Raw genomic sequence first — 15,200 nt, 5'->3', positions numbered from 1 at the left:
TGGTGCGGGCGGCGCGGTCACGCGGACGCGGCGCTCGCGCGCAGTTGAGGATCGGGCAGCTCGGCGGCTGCGGGGCCGTGGCGGTGCAGGATGCGCCGGGCGACCTCGCGCAGTCGCCGCTCCTCGGCGAGCGCCGAGCTGTAGCTCTCCTCGGTGAAGGCGCAGCGCTCGTACAGCGGGACGAAGTGATCGGGCATCAGGGCGGCCAGCCGCCGGGCGACGGCCTCCTCGGCCTCGTGCCGGGGGTCCGGCAGCCGGGACATCGTCCGGTAGTGCTGGTAGGAGATGTCCGCGATCGCGTCGCCGTCGCTTCTGCGGATCCGCTCGTACGCGGTGAACGCCCGCTCCCAGTCCCCCTCCCGGTCCAGGCAGTCGACGAGCGTGCGGACGTCCTCGAAGGCGCAGTTCATGCCCTGTCCCATGAAGGGGGCCATGGCGTGGCAGGAGTCGCCGACGAGCGCGGCCGTGCCGCCGAGGGCCCAGGTGTCGCAGCGGGTGAGCCGGACGGCGGAGACCGGTTTGCTCGTCAACTGCTCCTCCAGGTCCGGGATGCCGGCGGCCAGCGACGGAAAGACCTCGGCGAACTGCCGGGCCAGGGCCGGGCCGCCGACCGCTTCCGCGTAGGAGGGGCGGGGCCCTTCCCGGCGGAAGAACACCGAGCCCGCGAACAGGGGGGAGGAGACCAGTGGGAAGGCACCGAAGAGGGCGTCACCGGCGGGCCAGTAGTGCATGAGTCCGCGATCGCAGTCGGGCAGGTCCAGGACGATCTCCTGGTAGGCCAGCTCCAGGGTGCTCACCTGTTCCCGGGCGCCCCGGTCGACGAGGGCGGCACGGACCACGGAGTGGACTCCGTCGCAGCCGAGGACGTGCCGGCAGGGGATCCACCGTTCGGCGGAGCCCGCCCGCACCAGGACCGCCGGTGCCGCCAGGTCGACGCGGACCACGGGCCGCTCGAAGTGCAGCCTCACCCCCGGTTCGGCCTCGGCCGCGTCCAGCAGCAGGCGGTGCAGCCGGTGCCGCTCGATCGCCCATATCGGCGCCCCGTCCCGGCTGTAGGGGGTCACCGCGGTGCCGCCGTCCGGCAGGTGGCCGCACCGGGCCGCGAGCGGGACGCAGATTTCGCGCACGGTCCGCTCCAGGCCGAGTTCGCGCAGCACGCGCCAGCCGCGACTGGACAGGATCACCATGAGGGAGCGGCCCTGCCCGGCCAGGATGTGCCGGGGGTCGGCGTGCCGTTCCAGTACGGTGACCTCGCCGAAACGCCGGGCGAGCTGGATCGCGGCGACCGGGCCGGCCAGACCGGCTCCGACGACCACGATGCCGCTGCCCGCCGCCGGGGCCGGCGTGCGCGAGTCGTGCATGATGGGGGCTCCTCCTGGGACGGTGGGCTACCAGGCCACGGGCGGTTCATGGACGCCGTAGGCCATGCCGTCGTACTTGAACGGGACCTCGGCGAAGTCGACGGCCAGGCGCAGGGTGGGAAGGCGCCGGTAGAGCGTGCCGTACACCACCTGCAGTTCGAGGGTGGCCGGCGGCCGGCCGAGGCAGTTGTGCGGGCCGAAGCCGAAGGCCAGGTGATGCTGGGCGGCGCGGGTGATCTCCAGCCGGTCGGGGTCGGGGAAGTTCTCCGGGTCCCGGTTGGCCAGTTCACTGGCGAGGATGAGGCCCTCCCCCGCCCGGATGGTGACGTCCCCGACGGTGATGTCCTCCAGGGCCACGCGGCGGCGGCCGGAGTGCGAGATGTTGAGGTAGCGCAGTAACTCGTCGACCGCGTGGTCGATCACCACCTGGTCCTCGGTCTCCCGCAGGAGCGCCAGCCGGTTCCTTCCGGACCGGGAAGTGGGCCAGTCGCTGGGTCATGGAACTCTCCCTTCGTCCCCGCACCGGCCGGCGGCGCGGCCGTCCTCGGTGTGTCAGCCGTTCAGAGACTGGGCGATCTCCCGCAGGTCGCGTGCCGCGAGCACCACCCGGACGGGCACGCGTACACCCAGTTCCTCTCGCAGCGAGCCGATCAGCCGGCCCGCGAGCAGGGAGTTGCCTCCCAGGTCGAAGAAGTTGGCGCCTGGATCGACCTCGGGCAGGCCGAGCAGCAGGGCGACCGCGTCGTAGAGCCGGTCCTCCTTGGAGCGTGGCTGCCGGGGTGCGCGGGACCGCCGGGGCGCGCCGTCGGCGCCGACCCGGCCGGCGAGAGCGCTCCGGTCGATCTTTCCGTTGGGCAGGGTCGGAAAGGCCTCCAGCACCTCGATGCGCGTCGGCACCATGAACTCCGGCAGGGCCGCGGCCAGCCGTTCCCGCAGGTCCGCGGCCTCGGTCACGGCGCCGGGCCGGCCGGTGACGAACGCTGCCAGCCGTGCGTCGGCGAGTCCGCCCTCGACGACCACCGCGGCCAGGTCCACGTCCGGCTGCCGGGTCAGGAAGGTCTCGATCTCGCCGGTCTCGACGCGGAACCCCCGTAGTTTGACCTGCCCGTCGGCCCGGCCGGCGAAGTGGAACCGTCCGTCGACGTCCCGTCGGCCGCGGTCGCCCGAGCGGTACATCCGGCTGCCCGGCGGCCCGAAGGGGTCGGGCAGGAATTTCTCGGCGGTCAGCCCCGGACGCCCCACATAGCCGCGGGCCAGTCCGGAACCGGCCAGGTACAGTTCGCCCTCCTCGCCGTCGGCCATCGGCTGCAGGTGCTCGTCGAGCACGTGGACCCGGGCCCCGGTCCAGGGGACACCGATTCCGACGCCGTCCGCCTCGGTGACCGGGCCGGCGATGGTGCAGCCGACGGTCACCTCGGTGGGGCCGTAGCCGTTGAACATGCGCCGGCCCGGTGCCCAGGCGCCCAGCAGGGCCGGGGTGCAGGCGTCACCGGTCGACATGATCGTGCCGCCGGGCAGCACTCCCCGACTGTCCGTGACGCTGAGCGCGGCCGGGGGCAGCACCGCGTGGTCGATCTCGTACTTGACCAGGGTCTCGTGCAGGGCGTCGCCCGGCAGCAGGTCCTCGTCGTCGGCCACGACCAGCGTGGCCCCGTGCAGCAGTGCGAGGGCGAGGTCCCAGAAGCCCGCGTCGAAACTGACGGAGGCCCAGGCCAGCACCCGGTCGCCGGGAGCCGGCCGGAACCGGTCCGCCTGGGTGGCGAACAGGTCCGCGACGCCCTCGTGGGTGACCGCCACACCTTTCGGTGTCCCGGTCGAGCCGGAGGTGTAGATCACATACATCAGGTGCAGGTCCGACAGCGGCTGACGGCGTTCGGACTGGGTCACGTTCCCACCGCCGTACCGGGCGCAGGCCCGGGCGCACTCCTCGGAGTCGAGGTCCACCTCCGGCCGCTCCACCCCCTGCTCCGGCCCGGCTCCCGAGCGCAGGAGCAGGACCGGGGCGGCGTCCTGGACCATGAACGCCTTGCGGGTCGCCGGATAGCGCGGGTCGAGGGGCAGGTAGGCACCGCCGGCCTTGAGGATCGCCAGCAGCGCCACCACCAGTTCGGCGGAGCGAGGTACGGCCAGTGCCACGAGGTGGTCGGGCCCCACGCCCCGGTCGATCAGCAGCCGGGCCAGCCGGTTGGCCCTTTCGTTGAGCGCTCCGTAGCTGAGCGAGGTGTCCTTGTGGAGCACGGCCGTGGCGTTCGGGGTGCGCGCCGCCTGTGCCTCGAACAGCTCGGGCAGGATGCGGCCGGGGAGCCTTCCGTTCACCGCGCGCCGTCCAGGTGGGGCCGGACCTCGGACGCGAACAGCTTCAGGCTGCGCTCCATGGTCTCCAGGGCCTGCTGGCCGTAGTCGAGCTGGAACAGGACGACGTCCGTACCCAGTTCCCGTTCGATCTCCCGCAGTTGCTCGATCGCGGTGCGGGGCGAGCCGATCACCGCCAGGCCCGCGGCCTCGCTCGGGCCGGAGCCGTGCTTGTCCACCATCGCCTCGCGGTAGCCCTGGTACGAGGAGGAGGTGCGGCCGCGCCACGAGGCGGCCGCCGAGCCGAAGGTGTCCCAGTGCCGGCGTAGCGCCCGCGTGCCCTGCTCCAGCGCCTCCTCGTCGGTGTCGGCCAGGTACAGCGCCACGCTGATGGCGACCCGGGACTCCTTCCCGGAGTTCTTCGGCCTCGCGGCGAACCGGCTGCGGTACAGGTCGATCATCTCGCGGACCTGACCGACCTGTTCGCGGCTGGGCGCGGAGGCGATCAGCAGGTTGTAGCCGGAGTCGCCGATCCACTCGAAGCTGGAGGGGGTGATGAGCGCGGCGGCCCACACCGGCGGGTGCGGCCCCTGGACCGGCCGCGGGAGGGAGTTCGCGTCGCGGTAGCGGAAGAACGGCGTGTCCTCGCTCACGTCGGACTCGGTCCACAGCCGGACCACGGCGTCGACGGTGGCCCTGAAACGCTCGGTGCTGCCGTCCATGTCGATGCCGAAGGAGTCGAACTCGTACGGCAGGAAGGCACGCGCGAAACCGGCCTCCAGCCGGCCGCCGCTGAGCGCGTCGAGCTGTGCGGTGCGAGCCGCGAGCTGGATCGGGTGGTGGAAGGAGGCCTGCATGCCGCCAGTCATCAGCCTGACCCTGCTGGTGCGCGCCGCCACCGCGGAGAGGAAGGCGAGCGGGTCGGGGCAGTAGCCGCCGTAGGGGTTCAGGTAGTGCTCGGTCATCTTGACGTAGTCGAGCCCGAGGTCCTCTGCCAGCTCGGACACGGCCAGCAGATTGGTGTAGTAGTCGTCGGCGCCGCGGTGCTGCGGCCCGGTGTCCGGCAGCAGCGAAATCCCGTAGCTCGTCATCTCGGTGTCTCCGTATCCAGGTCCGATGGTTCTGCCGGTGAGGGGGCAGGGTGTCGCGGAGCGGCGTCGGGGCGGCCGAGGGACCAGTACTCGCGCATCCCGTAGACCAGTGGCCGCGGCCGGGTGCCGTCTCCGGTGGTGACCCGCAGGACCTCGCCGAAGACGACGACGTGGTCACCGACGGGCACCGAGCCGGTCACCCGGCAGTCCGCGATGGAGTGCGCGTCCTGTTCGAGGTGCGGTCCGCCGCGGTCCGGACGCGCGGCCCACGCCACGTGCCGGAACCGGTCCGGCTCCCGGGCGGCGAACAGTTCGGCGACCGCGCGGGCCCGCTCGTCCAGCAGGTTCACCGCGAAGCCGCCGGTCGCGGTGAGGACGGCGAGGGTGCGGCTGAAGCGCTGGGCGCACACCAGCAGCGTCGGCGGGCTCACCGACACGCTGGAGACCGCTGTGCAGGTCATGCCGTACGGCCGGCCTTCCTCGTCGGCGGTGGTGACCACCGCGACGCCGGCGGGGAAGGCCGCCATCAGGGTTCTGAACGCGGTGGGGGAGACCGGCACGGCCGCGGTGCGGCCGTCGGCCCCCGTCATGGGTGGGGACATGATGGAGACCCTCCTGACGCTGCGTCAGATACTGGGAAGGAGGCCCCCGGCCGGGGCGCCGGCGAATCCGGCGGCCTGGTGGGCGAGGTACTCGTACTGGCCGGGCAGCCGGTCGAGCAGCGCCGACGCCTGGGCGCGTACGCGCTGGAACTCGTGGCGCGCGGCGGCTGGGTCCAGGCGGCCGAGGGCGGGCAGCGGCGGGACGTTCAGCCCACCGAGGCCCAGGATCATGGCCGTGTACGAGTAGGGCTCGAAGCCGTGGAAGCGCGGGAAGACGGAGTTCTCGTCCGGCAGCGTGGTCCGCCACTGTTCGAGGCGTTCCGCCAGGCCGTCGGGCATCTCCCGGGTCTTGGCGTCCCGCCAGTAGTCGTTGTCGGAGCGGGCCGCGGCGTAGTAGTGCAGGAAGAGGAACTCCCTTACGCCGTCCATGACATCGGCGACCTGGCGATTGTAGGAGCGGCGCAGCGGCTCGTCGTCGCGGGTGCCGGGGAAGCGCTTGACGAGCTGCTCGACCGCGTTCTGGATGAAGAAGATGCCGGTGGACTCCAGCGGCTCGACGAAGCCGCTGGACAAACCGACGGCCACGCAGTTCTTCACCCAGGACTCGGCGCTGCGGCCGATGCGCATCCTGATGTGATTGGCGGACGCGTCGGCGGCCTGCGGTCCGACGAACGCGCGCAGGGCGCGTTCCGCCTCCTCGGGCGTGGTGTAGGCGCTGGAGTAGACGTATCCGGTGCCGATCCGGTCCAGCAGCGGGATGGTCCAGATCCAGCCGGCGTCCTGTGCCGTCGCCGTGGTGCACGGCCGCATTCCGGCGGTCGCCACGTCCACGGGGACGCGCAGGGCCACCGCGCTGTCGTTGGGCAGGGAGTCCTGGTAGGAGACGAACGGCACGCCCAGCGCCTTGTTCAGCAGCAGTCCGCGGAAGCCGGTGCAGTCGACGAACAGGTCGCCGCCGATCGCCCGGTGCTCCTTCGTCAGCACCTCGCGGATGAAGCCGTCCTCGTCGAGCCGTACGTCGAGGACGTCGTCCTGGATGTGCCGGACTCCACGTGCCACCCCGTACTCACCGAGGAACCGCGCCAGCAGCGTGGCGTCGAAGTGGTAGGCGTACGGGAACTGCGTCGCGTACCCGTCGGGCACGGAGCGGGCCATGTCCCGTGCCTCCCCGGCCTCGAAGACCTCCTCGAACAGGCCTCCGTCGAGATGACGGGGCGACCGCTTGGCGTCGCACAGCGCGGCCAGCACCGAGCAGTCTCGGTCGAAGCGGTCGCTGGGGCGTTCGTGCAGCCACCAGTCGGCCAGCGGGACGCCGTCGACGACGCGCGGCCGCTCGAAGGGGTGGTAGAAGTGGTGGCCCTGCGCCCTCCAGTTCTCGAACCGGATGGCCAGCTTGTACGAGGCGTGGCAGCGCGGCATCCACTCCGGCTCGCTCAGCCCCAGGTGCCGGAAGAAGTTCCGCACCGTGCTGAAGGTGGCCTCCCCGACGCCGATCGTCGAAACGGCCCTGGACTCCACGAGAGTGACGGACAGCCGGTCACCGAAGCTCGCCTTGAGATAGGTGGCGGTCATCCAGCCGGCTGTGCCGCCGCCGACGATCACTATGTCCTTGATCATGATTTCCGTCCTGGTGGTGCGGCCAGATCCTTGGACGTTGCACGCAGACTTTGGCACGGGCCCCGGACGGGCCGGCGGGTGGGAAAAGATTCGCGAAAGACGGTCCTCGCGTTCGTCGAGCGGCCGGGTCCCGGCGGGCAGGGCTCACGGGCCGGGCAGCACCTGGATGCTCGGCCGCCTGAGCCGGGCGAGGTCCGCGACGAGTTCGTACTCCGTCACCAGACCGTTCTCGATGCGGAAGCGGACGGCCAGCCGCAGCCGCCCCCCGGGGGCCACGAGCAGGCCGACACGGCCGTCTATGGGGGCCGGTTCGGAGGTCCGGGCGGCGCCGCCGAAGCGGCTGATCTCCTGCGCGACGGCCCCGGCACCGTGCGCCGTGGACGGGCGGCCCGGGGGGCAGGACCGCCGCGTCGGCGCGCCGCACCACGTCCGGCGCCAGCCGCGCCGCGATGATTCCCGTGTCCCCGGTGCACGCCGCCGCCTGGAAGGCCGCCACGACCTCGCGGTGCTGGTCGGTCTCCACCCGGTGCCGCTCCCGGGGCTCGCGAACCTTGTGCCGGGCACGGCTGGCGAGTTTCTTGGCGGTCGCCCGGGTGCGGTCCAGGATCTCCGCGATCTCGTCGAACGGCACCCCGAACATGTCGTGCAGGACGAACGCGACCCGCTCGGCGGGGCTGAGGGTGTTGAGGACGACGAGCAGCGCGAGGCCAACCGACTCGGCCTCCAGCGCCTCGCGCTCGGGGTCGCCGTCGTCCGGCCCGGCGGCCGGCGCGAGATCGCCGCCCCGGCACTCCTCACGCCGGCGCCGCAGCGCGTCGAGGCAGACACGGGAGGCGACGGTGCGCAGCCAGCCCGGCAGGTTCCGCACCGACTGCGTGTCGGCGCGGTCCAGCCGCAGCCAGGTCTCCTGCACCGCGTCCTCCGCCTCCTCACGGGAGCCGAGCATGCGGTACGAGATTCGGAGCAGGGCACTGCGGTTCGCCTCGAAGCTGTCCGTCAGGGATGGGGGCTGGTCCATCGGTCACCTTTCCGGTTCGCGGTCCGTCGTACTCATGACCCGTGAGGCGCGGGGCGTGTGACGCGTGACGATGAGGAGAGAAGGCATGACCGAGACCGTGGCCGAGACGATTCCCGGCTTCACCGCGGGGACGTGGACCATCGACGCCCCGAACTCCGAGGTGTGCTTCACCGTTCGCCATCTGGGGGTGGCCCGGGTGCACGGCCGCTTCAACGTCTTCGGCGGCACGATCGTGACCGCGCATGACATCGAGGGGTGCTCGGTGACCGCCCGTGTCGAGACGGACAGCATCGACACCGGCTACCCGGCCCGGGACGGCTACCTCCGCGGGGAGGAGGTGCTGGCGTCCGGCCTGCACAAGGAACTGACCTTCCGTTCCACCCGCTTGCGCCGGTACGAGGACCGGGTGCTGATCGAGGGCGAGCTGACCCTGCGGGGTGTGACCCGGACGGTCACCCTGGTCGCCGAACCCGGGGGGTTCGGGGCCGACCCGGTGCGCGGGGTGCCGGTGATCGGCGTCAGTGCGTCGGCGACGCTGAGCCGGAGGGACTTCGGCCTCGCCCCGGACGTACCCGCCGCCGTGGTGGGCGAGACGGTGCGGATCACCTTGGACGTCCAGGCCTCGCTCGACGCCTCCTGAACCGTCGGCACCGGGACCGGACGGCCCTCTGCCCGGACGACCGCCGGGCAGAGGGCGCGGGACACGGCGCGCAGGACAGGACCGGTCGCCGACCGCCACCGGGGCGCGGCCGCCGGAGATACGGTTCGGGGCCGCGTCACACGGCGTCGGCCTCGAGGATGTAACCCCGGCCCCCCACGGTGCGGATGCTGAGGCCGACCGAGGCGATTCTGCGGCGCAGCCGCATGATCTGGAGGTCCAGGGCGTTTCCGGAGATCGTCCCGGTGGCCTTGACCACCTGCTGCTCCAGCTCGGAATCGACGGCAGCGCCACGTTGACGATGGTGAGATCGAGTGAGGTCATGAGCGTGGCCATGCACATCGCGAACAAGGTCAGCCGCCGCCGTCGCGTATCGGTGAGGACAGGACTCATGCCGGCTCCTCCCTCGATGTCGGTGTGATATGCAATGAACAGGTGATCATCCGTACTCCCCATCGGGTCCACGATCAGGCGGGCGGCCGGGCCGTCCACTAGCGACGACCCCTGGCGACCGAGGAGTGTGACCGTGCAGGACCACGATCGGCTGGCGCAGCGGTTCGAGGGCTGCCGGCCGCATCTGAGGACCGTCGCCTACCGGATGCTGGGCTCGCATGCCGAGGCCGAGGACGCCGTACAGGACACCTGGATCAGACTCAGCCGCAGCAACGCGGACGAAGTGGAGAACCTCCCCGCCTGGCTGACCACGGTGGTCAGCCGGGTCTGCCTGAACGTCCTCAGGTCGCGCGCCGCGCGGCCGGAGGACCCGGTCGGCGTGCACCTGCCGGACCCGGTCGTCGGGCACGAGCCCTCTCACGGCCCCGAGGACCAGGCGCTGCTGAGCGATTCGGTCAGTCTCGCGCTGCTGATCGTGCTGGACACGCTCGCCCCGGCCGAGCGGGTGGCCTTCGTGCTGCACGACATGTTCCACCTGACCTTCGACGAGATCGCGGGCGTCGTCGGGCGTACTCCGGTGGCGACCCGCAAGCTCGCCAGCCGGGCCCGCCGCCGGGTGCAGGGCGCCCACGAGGCGGACGCCGGGGGCGACTTCGAGACCCGGCGCGAGCTGGTCGACGCCTTCTTCGCCGCGGCGCGAGGCGGGGACCTCGACGGGCTGGTGGCCGTGCTGGACCCGGATGTCGAACTGCGCGCGGACGGCGGGGCCGCGCTCGCCTCCGCCACGGCGGTGATCCGCGGGGCACGCCTGGTGGCGGAGCGGGCCGCGCTGTTCCGGCAGCCCGGTGTGACCGTGACCGCCGTGCTCGTCAACGGCACCCCCGGCGTCCTGGTCGACCGGGACGGCGTGCCGGTGTCCGTCATGGGCTTCGCCGTCCGCGGGGACCGGATCACGCAGATCCAGATCCTGCTGGACACGGAGCGCCTCGCCGCGATCGACTTCGGCGCCTTCAAGGTCTAGGGCCTGCCGCGGAAGTCCCGTCGTCCGCCCGGCGGACGGGACTTCCGCGTCGGGCTCCAGGGTCTAGCCGTCCGCGGCGGCCGGTGACGCCGGGACGCCCGTCAGATCCCTGCCGCGGCGCAGGCGGGCGCGTTCCGCGTCGTTGACCTCGATGCGCCGCACGGCGCGGCGGAGCACCGGCGGAGCCATCAGCGAGGTGCAGATCGCGACGAGCACCACGACGGTGTACGAGGCGGTGTTCAGCACCCCCAGCCGGAGCCCGATCCCGGCCACGATGATCTGGATGGCGCCGCGCGCGTTCGTCCCGGCGCCGAGCACCAGGGCGGCACGGCGGTCGAGCCGGGCGACGCGGGCGCCGAGCAGGGCCCCGGCGAACTTTCCGGCGGTCGCCACGACGAGTGCGCCGAGCGCCGCGAACGCGATCGCCGGGGTGCCCAGCGCGGACAGGTCCATGCGCAGGCCCGCCTCGGCGAAGTAGAGCGGTGCGAGGACCGCGAGGGTGACGGAGCGCAGGGGCGCCAGTGACCTGTGCGCCGCCGCTCCGGCGGAGCCGGCCAGCAGCCCGCCGATCAGGGCACCGAACGACGCCTCCAGACCGGCGGCCTGCGTGGCCGCCGCGCAGCCGGTGATCACCACGGTCGCCGTGCCCACCACGGCCTGCGGGGTCCGTGCCCGGCCCATCAGCCACCGGATCGCCGGCCTGCCGAGGACCACGGAGCCGGCCGTGATCAGCAGCAGCATGCCCACCGGCCCGACGACCGCGCCGAGGGCGAGCCCGGTCTGTGCCGTCGCCGCGGCCACGGACAGCAGCATCCACCCGGCGACGTCGTCCACCACACCGACGGCGATGGTCAGCTGTGCGATGTCCCGGTGCAGCAGGCCCATGTCCGTCAGCATCTTGGCGATCACCGGCAGGGCGCTCACGCACATGGCCACCCCGACGAAGAAGGCGAACAGGCCCCGCCCGCGGCCGTCCGGCAGCAGCGCGGCGGGCGCCAGGAAGCCCGCCGCGCAGCCGAGCCCCAGGGGGATCAGCAGACCGAACAGCCCCACGGTGAGCGACGTCCGTCCGGTGCGGCGGACCAGCACGGGGTCGATCTCCAGCGCGGTCGTGCCCACCAGGAGGATCACCCCGAACTGGCCGATCGCGTCGAGCAGATGGGCCTGGGGCGCCTGCGCCGTCCGGAGCCAGTGGTGGAATCCGGGCAGGAGCACGCCGAGCACCGACGGGCCGAGCAGCACGCCGGCCGTCAACTCACCCGAGACGGCCGGGAGTCGCAGTCGGCCGGCGAGACGGCCGAGCAGCAGCGCGGCGCCGAGCAGCGAGGACGCCTGGACCAGCAGGACCAGCAGGGCGTGCCCGCCCAGCGGCGGGGCGGTGACGGGCGGCATGACGCGCTCCTCCGCTAGGAAGTGGCCCGCGGACCCGGCGGGCGAACGGTGCCGGTCTCCTCCTGGACGGTGATCGCCCGCGAGGGACAGACACGGGCGGCATGGCGTACCCGGTATCGCAGCGCGCTCGGCACGTCCTGCCGGAGCAGCCGCACCGCCCCGTCCTCCGCCCGCTGGTCGAACACCTCGTCCACGGCGAGGACGCACATCCCTGAGCCGATGCAGCGCCGCTGGTCGGTCGTCACACGCATGTCGTTCCTCCGCTCGGTTCGCGTTCGGTCCCTCCGCCGGGCCGTCGTACCGGCAGCAGACGGACCGGCAGTGAGCTGTATCCGTTGAGAAAGTTGGACCGGATCCGGGTCGGCGTCCCGGTGACCTCGACGTCGCGGACCGTCGTGGAGAGCACGTGCAGCAGCGCGCGCAGTTCGGCCCGGCCCAGGAAGGCCCCGAGGCAGTAGTGGGGCCCGTGGCCGAGAGCTACGTGCCTGTTCGGGGACCGGGACAGATCGAAGGAGCGCGGCCGCGCGAAGGCCTGCTCATCGTTGTTGGCCGAGATGTTCCACAGCGACACGATGTCTCCCGCCCGTACCCGCCGGTCCGCGACGACCTGGTCGCGGACGGCGGTCCGCGCGAAGTGGAAGGAGGGGGTCGCCCAGCGCAGCGCCTCTTCCACGGCGGTGTCCAGGTCGACCCGGCCGGCACGCAAGGCCTCCCACTGCGCGGGATGCTCGGCGAGGGCCTTGACCGTGCTGACGGCGGACACGCGCGAGGACTCGTCGCCGCCGATGATCAGGCTGTAGCAGTTCAGGGCGACCTCTTCCAGGCTCAGGGGACGGCCGTCCACCAGCCCGGTGGCGATCGAGCTGACCACGTCGTCGCCCGGGTGGGCGCGCCGCCGTGCCGCCAGATCCATGAAGTACAGGACGAGTTCGTTGCGCGATTCGAGGGCGTCGAGTTCGTCCGCCCCGGTCAGTGCTCCCTTGCTCCACCCGAGCAGCTCGGCCCGGTCCCCCTCGGGCACGGACAGCAGATCGCAGATCGTGTGCATCGGCACGTGTTCGGCGACCTCGGTGGCGAAGTCGAATGTGCCGGTCCCGGCGGCGCGTTCGACGAGGGCGGCGGTGCGCCGCTCCACCTGCCGGGCCACGGAGCCGAGCACCTTCGGCGACAGGGCCCGCCACAGCAGCGCCCGCAGTTCCCGGTGGCGGGGCCGGTCCGTGACGGCCAGCATCCTGCCGCCGGCCGAGTCGTCGCCGCGCAACAGCACGTCGAGGACGGTGCCCCGGCCCGAGGCCAGGGCACCCGACGCGCCGTAGCAGGCGACGACGTCGTCGTACCTCGTCACCACCCAGAAGCCGGGCCGGCGGTCCGAGGCGGGATGCCAGTACACCGGTTCGGTCGCGCGTACTTCGGCGAAGACCTCGATCGGATCGTGCTCCGAGAAGGTGCGTGAGTCGGTCAGATCGAGCGAGGCGACCGCTGTTCGGCTCATCGTCCGCAATCCCCACTGAAGGCTGGTAAGGCAGTGCTCGCGGTGCCGGAACCGGCTCCGGTACGCCGGATCATCACAGAGGGCCCGGCAGCCCGCGCCAGTTGTTTCAGAAGTCTTTCGCGCGCGGTCCGGACGGTGACGGAGAGACGAAAGATTGCGCCGCCGGCCCCTGGGGCCGTGAGAGGTTCCGAACACATCCGAAGCGGAGGAGCGCAGCATGCTTCGTACTCGTCGGGACCACTGCCTGCGGACACTGACCCGGGTGTCCGCGTCCACCGTGCGACTTGTCTGCCTCCCGCACTCCGGCGGCACCACGGCCGGATACGGGGCGTGGGCGGACGGACTGCCGCCGGCCGTCGAGCTGCTGGCCGCACAGTACCCGGGTCACGGCGACCGCTTCGGCGAGCCGCTCTCGGCCGACGTGCGCACGCTCGCCTCGGAGCTCGCTTCCGAACTGCTGCGCCTGCGGCCCCTGCCCACCGTGCTGTTCGGGCACAGCCTCGGGGCCCTGGTCGCCTACGAGGCCGCCCAGACCCTGAGCCTCCTGGGCCGCCCGCCCGCCGGTCTGCTGGCGTCCAGCTGTCCACCGCCCGGGGCGAGGGTCCGCAGGCCCGCCGCACAGCTCGCCGACGACGAGCTGTGGGCGCTGATCCGCTCGCTGGGCGGGGTCGATCCGGCCGTGGCCGAGCACCCGGAACTGGTGGAGGCGGTGCTTCCCGTGCTGCGCGCGGACATCACGGCGCACGAGCACTACCGGCCGGAGCCGCGGGCCGTCCCGCTGTCCTGCCCCGTCCGCTGCTACCACGGTGTCCGGGACCCGCTCGTGGACGGCGCCCGGCTGACCGGCTGGGCCGCCGTCACCACCGGGACGTTCAGCCTGCTCGAACGGGAGGGGCACCACTTCCACCCGTTCCAGGACGCCGGACCCCTGCTCGCCGATGTCGTCGCCTTCCTCGACGGCGCGACCGGGACCGGACTCAACGACACGGACCCACTGACACGGAGCTGACCATGGCCGAGCTGAGCTACTCCTCCTACCTCCATACGGACACGCTGCTCTCGCTCCAGCGGACCCGGATTCCCGAGACTGCCGACCGGACGGTGGTCCTGGCCGAGCACTTCTTCATCGTCGCGCACCAGTCCTGCGAGCTCTGGCTCAAGCAGGTCATCGCCGATCTCGGTCTGGCGCGGGACCTGTTGTCCGCTCCGGGCCGTCCGGCCGAGCAGGCGGAGAGCGGCGTGGAACTCCTGCAGCGCGCGGCCGAGCTGCTCCGTGTGCTGCACGAGCAGGTACTGGTCCTCGAACGCCTCCCGCTGCGTCACTTCGTCCAGTTCCGGCCCTACCTCGGCACGGCCAGCGGAGCGCAGTCCGAGCAGTTCCGGGTGCTGGGCCGGCTGCTCGGCGACGGCGGGGACGAAGCCGGGCTGTACCGGGCGTTCGTCGACAACGCCGCCCTGCAGGGACGCACGGTGACCGATGTCTGCCGCCTCGGCACCGCCGCCGGCAGCCTGCACCGGGCCGCCGAGGCGCTGCTCGACGTGGGCAACGGCTACTGGCGCTGGAAGGTGGCCCACCTGGGTCTGATGTCGAAGATGGTGGGAGGCGGGCAGGGCACCGCGGGAACGTCCGGGGAGGAGTACCTGATACGCCGGATCACACTTCCCTTCCCCGAGCTGCGGCGACTGCGCGGCTCACTGCACGCGGCACATCCCGCCCCCGCGTGACACCCATCGCGCCGGGACCATCGCATCGGGACCCCGTCCCCCTACCGGAAGGCGGCCTTCATGGCTGTGGACCACACCGGCCGGCCCCATCACGTCGTGATCAACCACGAGCGGCAGTACTCGGTCTGGCCCGCGGACGGCCCGCCTCCGGCGGGCTGGTCGCACGCCGGCTTCACCGGCGGGCTGGAAGAGTGCCTGGCGTACGTCGACCGCGTCTGGACCGACCTGCGCCCCGCGAGCCTGCGCGGCGGCGCGGGCCGCTCCGGGGACACCGGGAACGGCTGACCCGTGCAGGACATCGACGTGGCGGACCTGACCCTGCGGCAGCGTGAGCGGCTGCTGCTGTGGAGCGTGGTCCCCCGGCCGATCGCGCCGGTGAGCACGGTCTCGGCGGGCGGAGCGGTCAACCTGGCGCCCTTCTCGTACGAGACGGACTTCCACCTCGGCCTCGACCGGCTGGGAGCCGTCGGCTGCATGGGCGCGGCGGACTACGTCCGCACCCCGGACCGCTTCGTCGATCCCTGAGATACCCCGCGAG

At 72.4% G+C, this 15,200-nt stretch carries 16 protein-coding genes and 2 pseudogenes; 6 read left to right on the top strand and 12 right to left on the bottom strand.

Annotation, left to right across the window (positions count from 1 at the left end):
• Positions 1 to 17: 17 nt before the first annotated feature.
• The 8 genes and pseudogenes from ACZ6B1_RS25930 to ACZ6B1_RS25895 all read right to left on the bottom strand — a co-directional run.
• Positions 18 to 1,361 carry an FAD-dependent oxidoreductase gene (locus ACZ6B1_RS25930; RefSeq protein ID WP_468782188.1) on the bottom strand — a complete coding sequence of 448 codons (1,344 nt, stop codon included), beginning with the start codon at positions 1,359 to 1,361 and terminating at the stop codon, positions 18 to 20.
• 27 nt (positions 1,362 to 1,388) lie between these two features.
• Positions 1,389 to 1,823 (bottom strand): annotated as a pseudogene (locus tag ACZ6B1_RS25925) (cytochrome P450); the annotation flags it as partial.
• Positions 1,824 to 1,913: 90 nt separating this feature from the next.
• Entirely contained in the window at positions 1,914 to 3,677 is a 1,764-nt protein-coding gene (locus ACZ6B1_RS25920) for a non-ribosomal peptide synthetase (RefSeq protein WP_468782186.1), read from the bottom strand.
• A complete protein-coding gene (locus tag ACZ6B1_RS25915) occupies positions 3,674 to 4,744 on the bottom strand; it encodes an LLM class flavin-dependent oxidoreductase (RefSeq protein ID WP_468782184.1) in 1,071 nt (356 codons plus the stop codon). The genes ACZ6B1_RS25920 and ACZ6B1_RS25915 overlap by 4 nt, the downstream gene beginning before the upstream one ends.
• Complete coding sequence (locus ACZ6B1_RS25910; RefSeq protein WP_468782182.1) at positions 4,741 to 5,346, bottom strand: flavin reductase family protein; 606 nt, start codon at positions 5,344 to 5,346, stop codon at positions 4,741 to 4,743. Before ACZ6B1_RS25910 ends, ACZ6B1_RS25915 begins: the two co-directional genes overlap by 4 nt.
• A 24-nt stretch (positions 5,347 to 5,370) precedes the next feature.
• Positions 5,371 to 6,963, bottom strand: a complete 1,593-nt coding sequence (locus ACZ6B1_RS25905; RefSeq protein WP_468782180.1) for a tryptophan halogenase family protein — start codon at positions 6,961 to 6,963, stop codon at positions 5,371 to 5,373.
• Positions 6,964 to 7,107: 144 nt separating this feature from the next.
• A complete protein-coding gene (locus tag ACZ6B1_RS25900; protein WP_468782593.1) occupies positions 7,108 to 7,239 on the bottom strand; it encodes a hypothetical protein in 132 nt (43 codons plus the stop codon).
• 325 nt (positions 7,240 to 7,564) lie between these two features.
• A pseudogene (locus ACZ6B1_RS25895) lies at positions 7,565 to 7,909 on the bottom strand (sigma-70 family RNA polymerase sigma factor); the annotation flags it as partial.
• 157 nt (positions 7,910 to 8,066) lie between these two features.
• Here ACZ6B1_RS25895 and ACZ6B1_RS25890 point away from each other — a divergent pair.
• Positions 8,067 to 8,621: a YceI family protein gene (locus ACZ6B1_RS25890; RefSeq protein WP_468782178.1), complete on the top strand. Its 555-nt coding sequence runs from the start codon at positions 8,067 to 8,069 to the stop codon at positions 8,619 to 8,621.
• A 136-nt stretch (positions 8,622 to 8,757) separates the two neighbouring features.
• On the opposite strand, the gene ACZ6B1_RS25885 is transcribed toward ACZ6B1_RS25890, so the two are convergent.
• Complete coding sequence (locus tag ACZ6B1_RS25885; protein WP_468782176.1) at positions 8,758 to 8,898, bottom strand: helix-turn-helix domain-containing protein; 141 nt, start codon at positions 8,896 to 8,898, stop codon at positions 8,758 to 8,760.
• 267 nt (positions 8,899 to 9,165) lie between these two features.
• Between ACZ6B1_RS25885 and sigJ the strand changes: the two genes are divergently transcribed.
• Positions 9,166 to 10,053, top strand: a complete 888-nt coding sequence (gene sigJ / locus ACZ6B1_RS25880) for an RNA polymerase sigma factor SigJ (protein ID WP_468782174.1) — start codon at positions 9,166 to 9,168, stop codon at positions 10,051 to 10,053.
• 63 nt (positions 10,054 to 10,116) lie between these two features.
• On the opposite strand, the gene ACZ6B1_RS25875 is transcribed toward sigJ, so the two are convergent.
• Genes ACZ6B1_RS25875 through ACZ6B1_RS25865 form a run of 3 tightly spaced genes read right to left on the bottom strand, consistent with a single transcriptional unit; the run spans position 10,117 to position 12,937 of the window.
• Positions 10,117 to 11,445, bottom strand: coding sequence for a cation:proton antiporter (locus tag ACZ6B1_RS25875; protein WP_468782172.1), 1,329 nt, complete (start codon positions 11,443 to 11,445; stop codon positions 10,117 to 10,119).
• Between the two features lie 14 nt (positions 11,446 to 11,459).
• Positions 11,460 to 11,696, bottom strand: coding sequence for a ferredoxin (locus tag ACZ6B1_RS25870; RefSeq protein ID WP_468782170.1), 237 nt, complete (start codon positions 11,694 to 11,696; stop codon positions 11,460 to 11,462).
• The gene (locus ACZ6B1_RS25865) at positions 11,687 to 12,937 is read right to left on the bottom strand and encodes a cytochrome P450 (protein ID WP_468782168.1); all 1,251 of its coding nucleotides are present in this window, start codon (positions 12,935 to 12,937) and stop codon (positions 11,687 to 11,689) included. The genes ACZ6B1_RS25870 and ACZ6B1_RS25865 overlap by 10 nt, the downstream gene beginning before the upstream one ends.
• A gap of 217 nt (positions 12,938 to 13,154) precedes the next feature.
• Here ACZ6B1_RS25865 and ACZ6B1_RS25860 point away from each other — a divergent pair, with 217 nt between their 5' ends.
• The 4 genes from ACZ6B1_RS25860 to ACZ6B1_RS25845 are packed head-to-tail and all read left to right on the top strand — an operon-like array spanning position 13,155 to position 15,187.
• Entirely contained in the window at positions 13,155 to 13,946 is a 792-nt protein-coding gene (locus tag ACZ6B1_RS25860) for a thioesterase II family protein (protein ID WP_468782166.1), read from the top strand.
• A gap of 2 nt (positions 13,947 to 13,948) precedes the next feature.
• Complete coding sequence (locus ACZ6B1_RS25855) at positions 13,949 to 14,662, top strand: tryptophan 2,3-dioxygenase family protein (RefSeq protein ID WP_468782164.1); 714 nt, start codon at positions 13,949 to 13,951, stop codon at positions 14,660 to 14,662.
• Positions 14,663 to 14,722: 60 nt separating this feature from the next.
• On the top strand, positions 14,723 to 14,947 hold the full coding sequence (locus ACZ6B1_RS25850; RefSeq protein ID WP_468782162.1) for an MbtH family protein: 225 nt from the start codon (positions 14,723 to 14,725) through the stop codon (positions 14,945 to 14,947).
• Positions 14,948 to 14,950: 3 nt separating this feature from the next.
• Complete coding sequence (locus ACZ6B1_RS25845; protein ID WP_468782160.1) at positions 14,951 to 15,187, top strand: hypothetical protein; 237 nt, start codon at positions 14,951 to 14,953, stop codon at positions 15,185 to 15,187.
• Positions 15,188 to 15,200: the final 13 nt, after the last annotated feature.

This window comes from Streptomyces sp. NPDC041129 (genome assembly GCF_055592265.1).
Note: the sequence above shows the minus strand (reverse complement) of the source record. Positions and strands in the feature narration are given on the sequence as shown.

Coding starts and splice junctions, on each gene's coding strand:
- ACZ6B1_RS25930 (WP_468782188.1), bottom strand. CDS start 1,361: ATGCACGACTCGCGCACGCCGGCCCCGGCGGCGGGCAGCGGCATCGTG.
- ACZ6B1_RS25915 (WP_468782184.1), bottom strand. CDS start 4,744: ATGACGAGCTACGGGATTTCGCTGCTGCCGGACACCGGGCCGCAGCAC.
- ACZ6B1_RS25910 (WP_468782182.1), bottom strand. CDS start 5,346: ATGTCCCCACCCATGACGGGGGCCGACGGCCGCACCGCGGCCGTGCCG.
- ACZ6B1_RS25905 (WP_468782180.1), bottom strand. CDS start 6,963: ATGATCAAGGACATAGTGATCGTCGGCGGCGGCACAGCCGGCTGGATG.
- ACZ6B1_RS25890 (WP_468782178.1), top strand. CDS start 8,067: ATGACCGAGACCGTGGCCGAGACGATTCCCGGCTTCACCGCGGGGACG.
- ACZ6B1_RS25875 (WP_468782172.1), bottom strand. CDS start 11,445: ATGCCGCCCGTCACCGCCCCGCCGCTGGGCGGGCACGCCCTGCTGGTC.
- ACZ6B1_RS25870 (WP_468782170.1), bottom strand. CDS start 11,696: ATGCGTGTGACGACCGACCAGCGGCGCTGCATCGGCTCAGGGATGTGC.
- ACZ6B1_RS25865 (WP_468782168.1), bottom strand. CDS start 12,937: ATGAGCCGAACAGCGGTCGCCTCGCTCGATCTGACCGACTCACGCACC.
- ACZ6B1_RS25860 (WP_468782166.1), top strand. CDS start 13,155: ATGCTTCGTACTCGTCGGGACCACTGCCTGCGGACACTGACCCGGGTG.
- ACZ6B1_RS25855 (WP_468782164.1), top strand. CDS start 13,949: ATGGCCGAGCTGAGCTACTCCTCCTACCTCCATACGGACACGCTGCTC.
- ACZ6B1_RS25850 (WP_468782162.1), top strand. CDS start 14,723: ATGGCTGTGGACCACACCGGCCGGCCCCATCACGTCGTGATCAACCAC.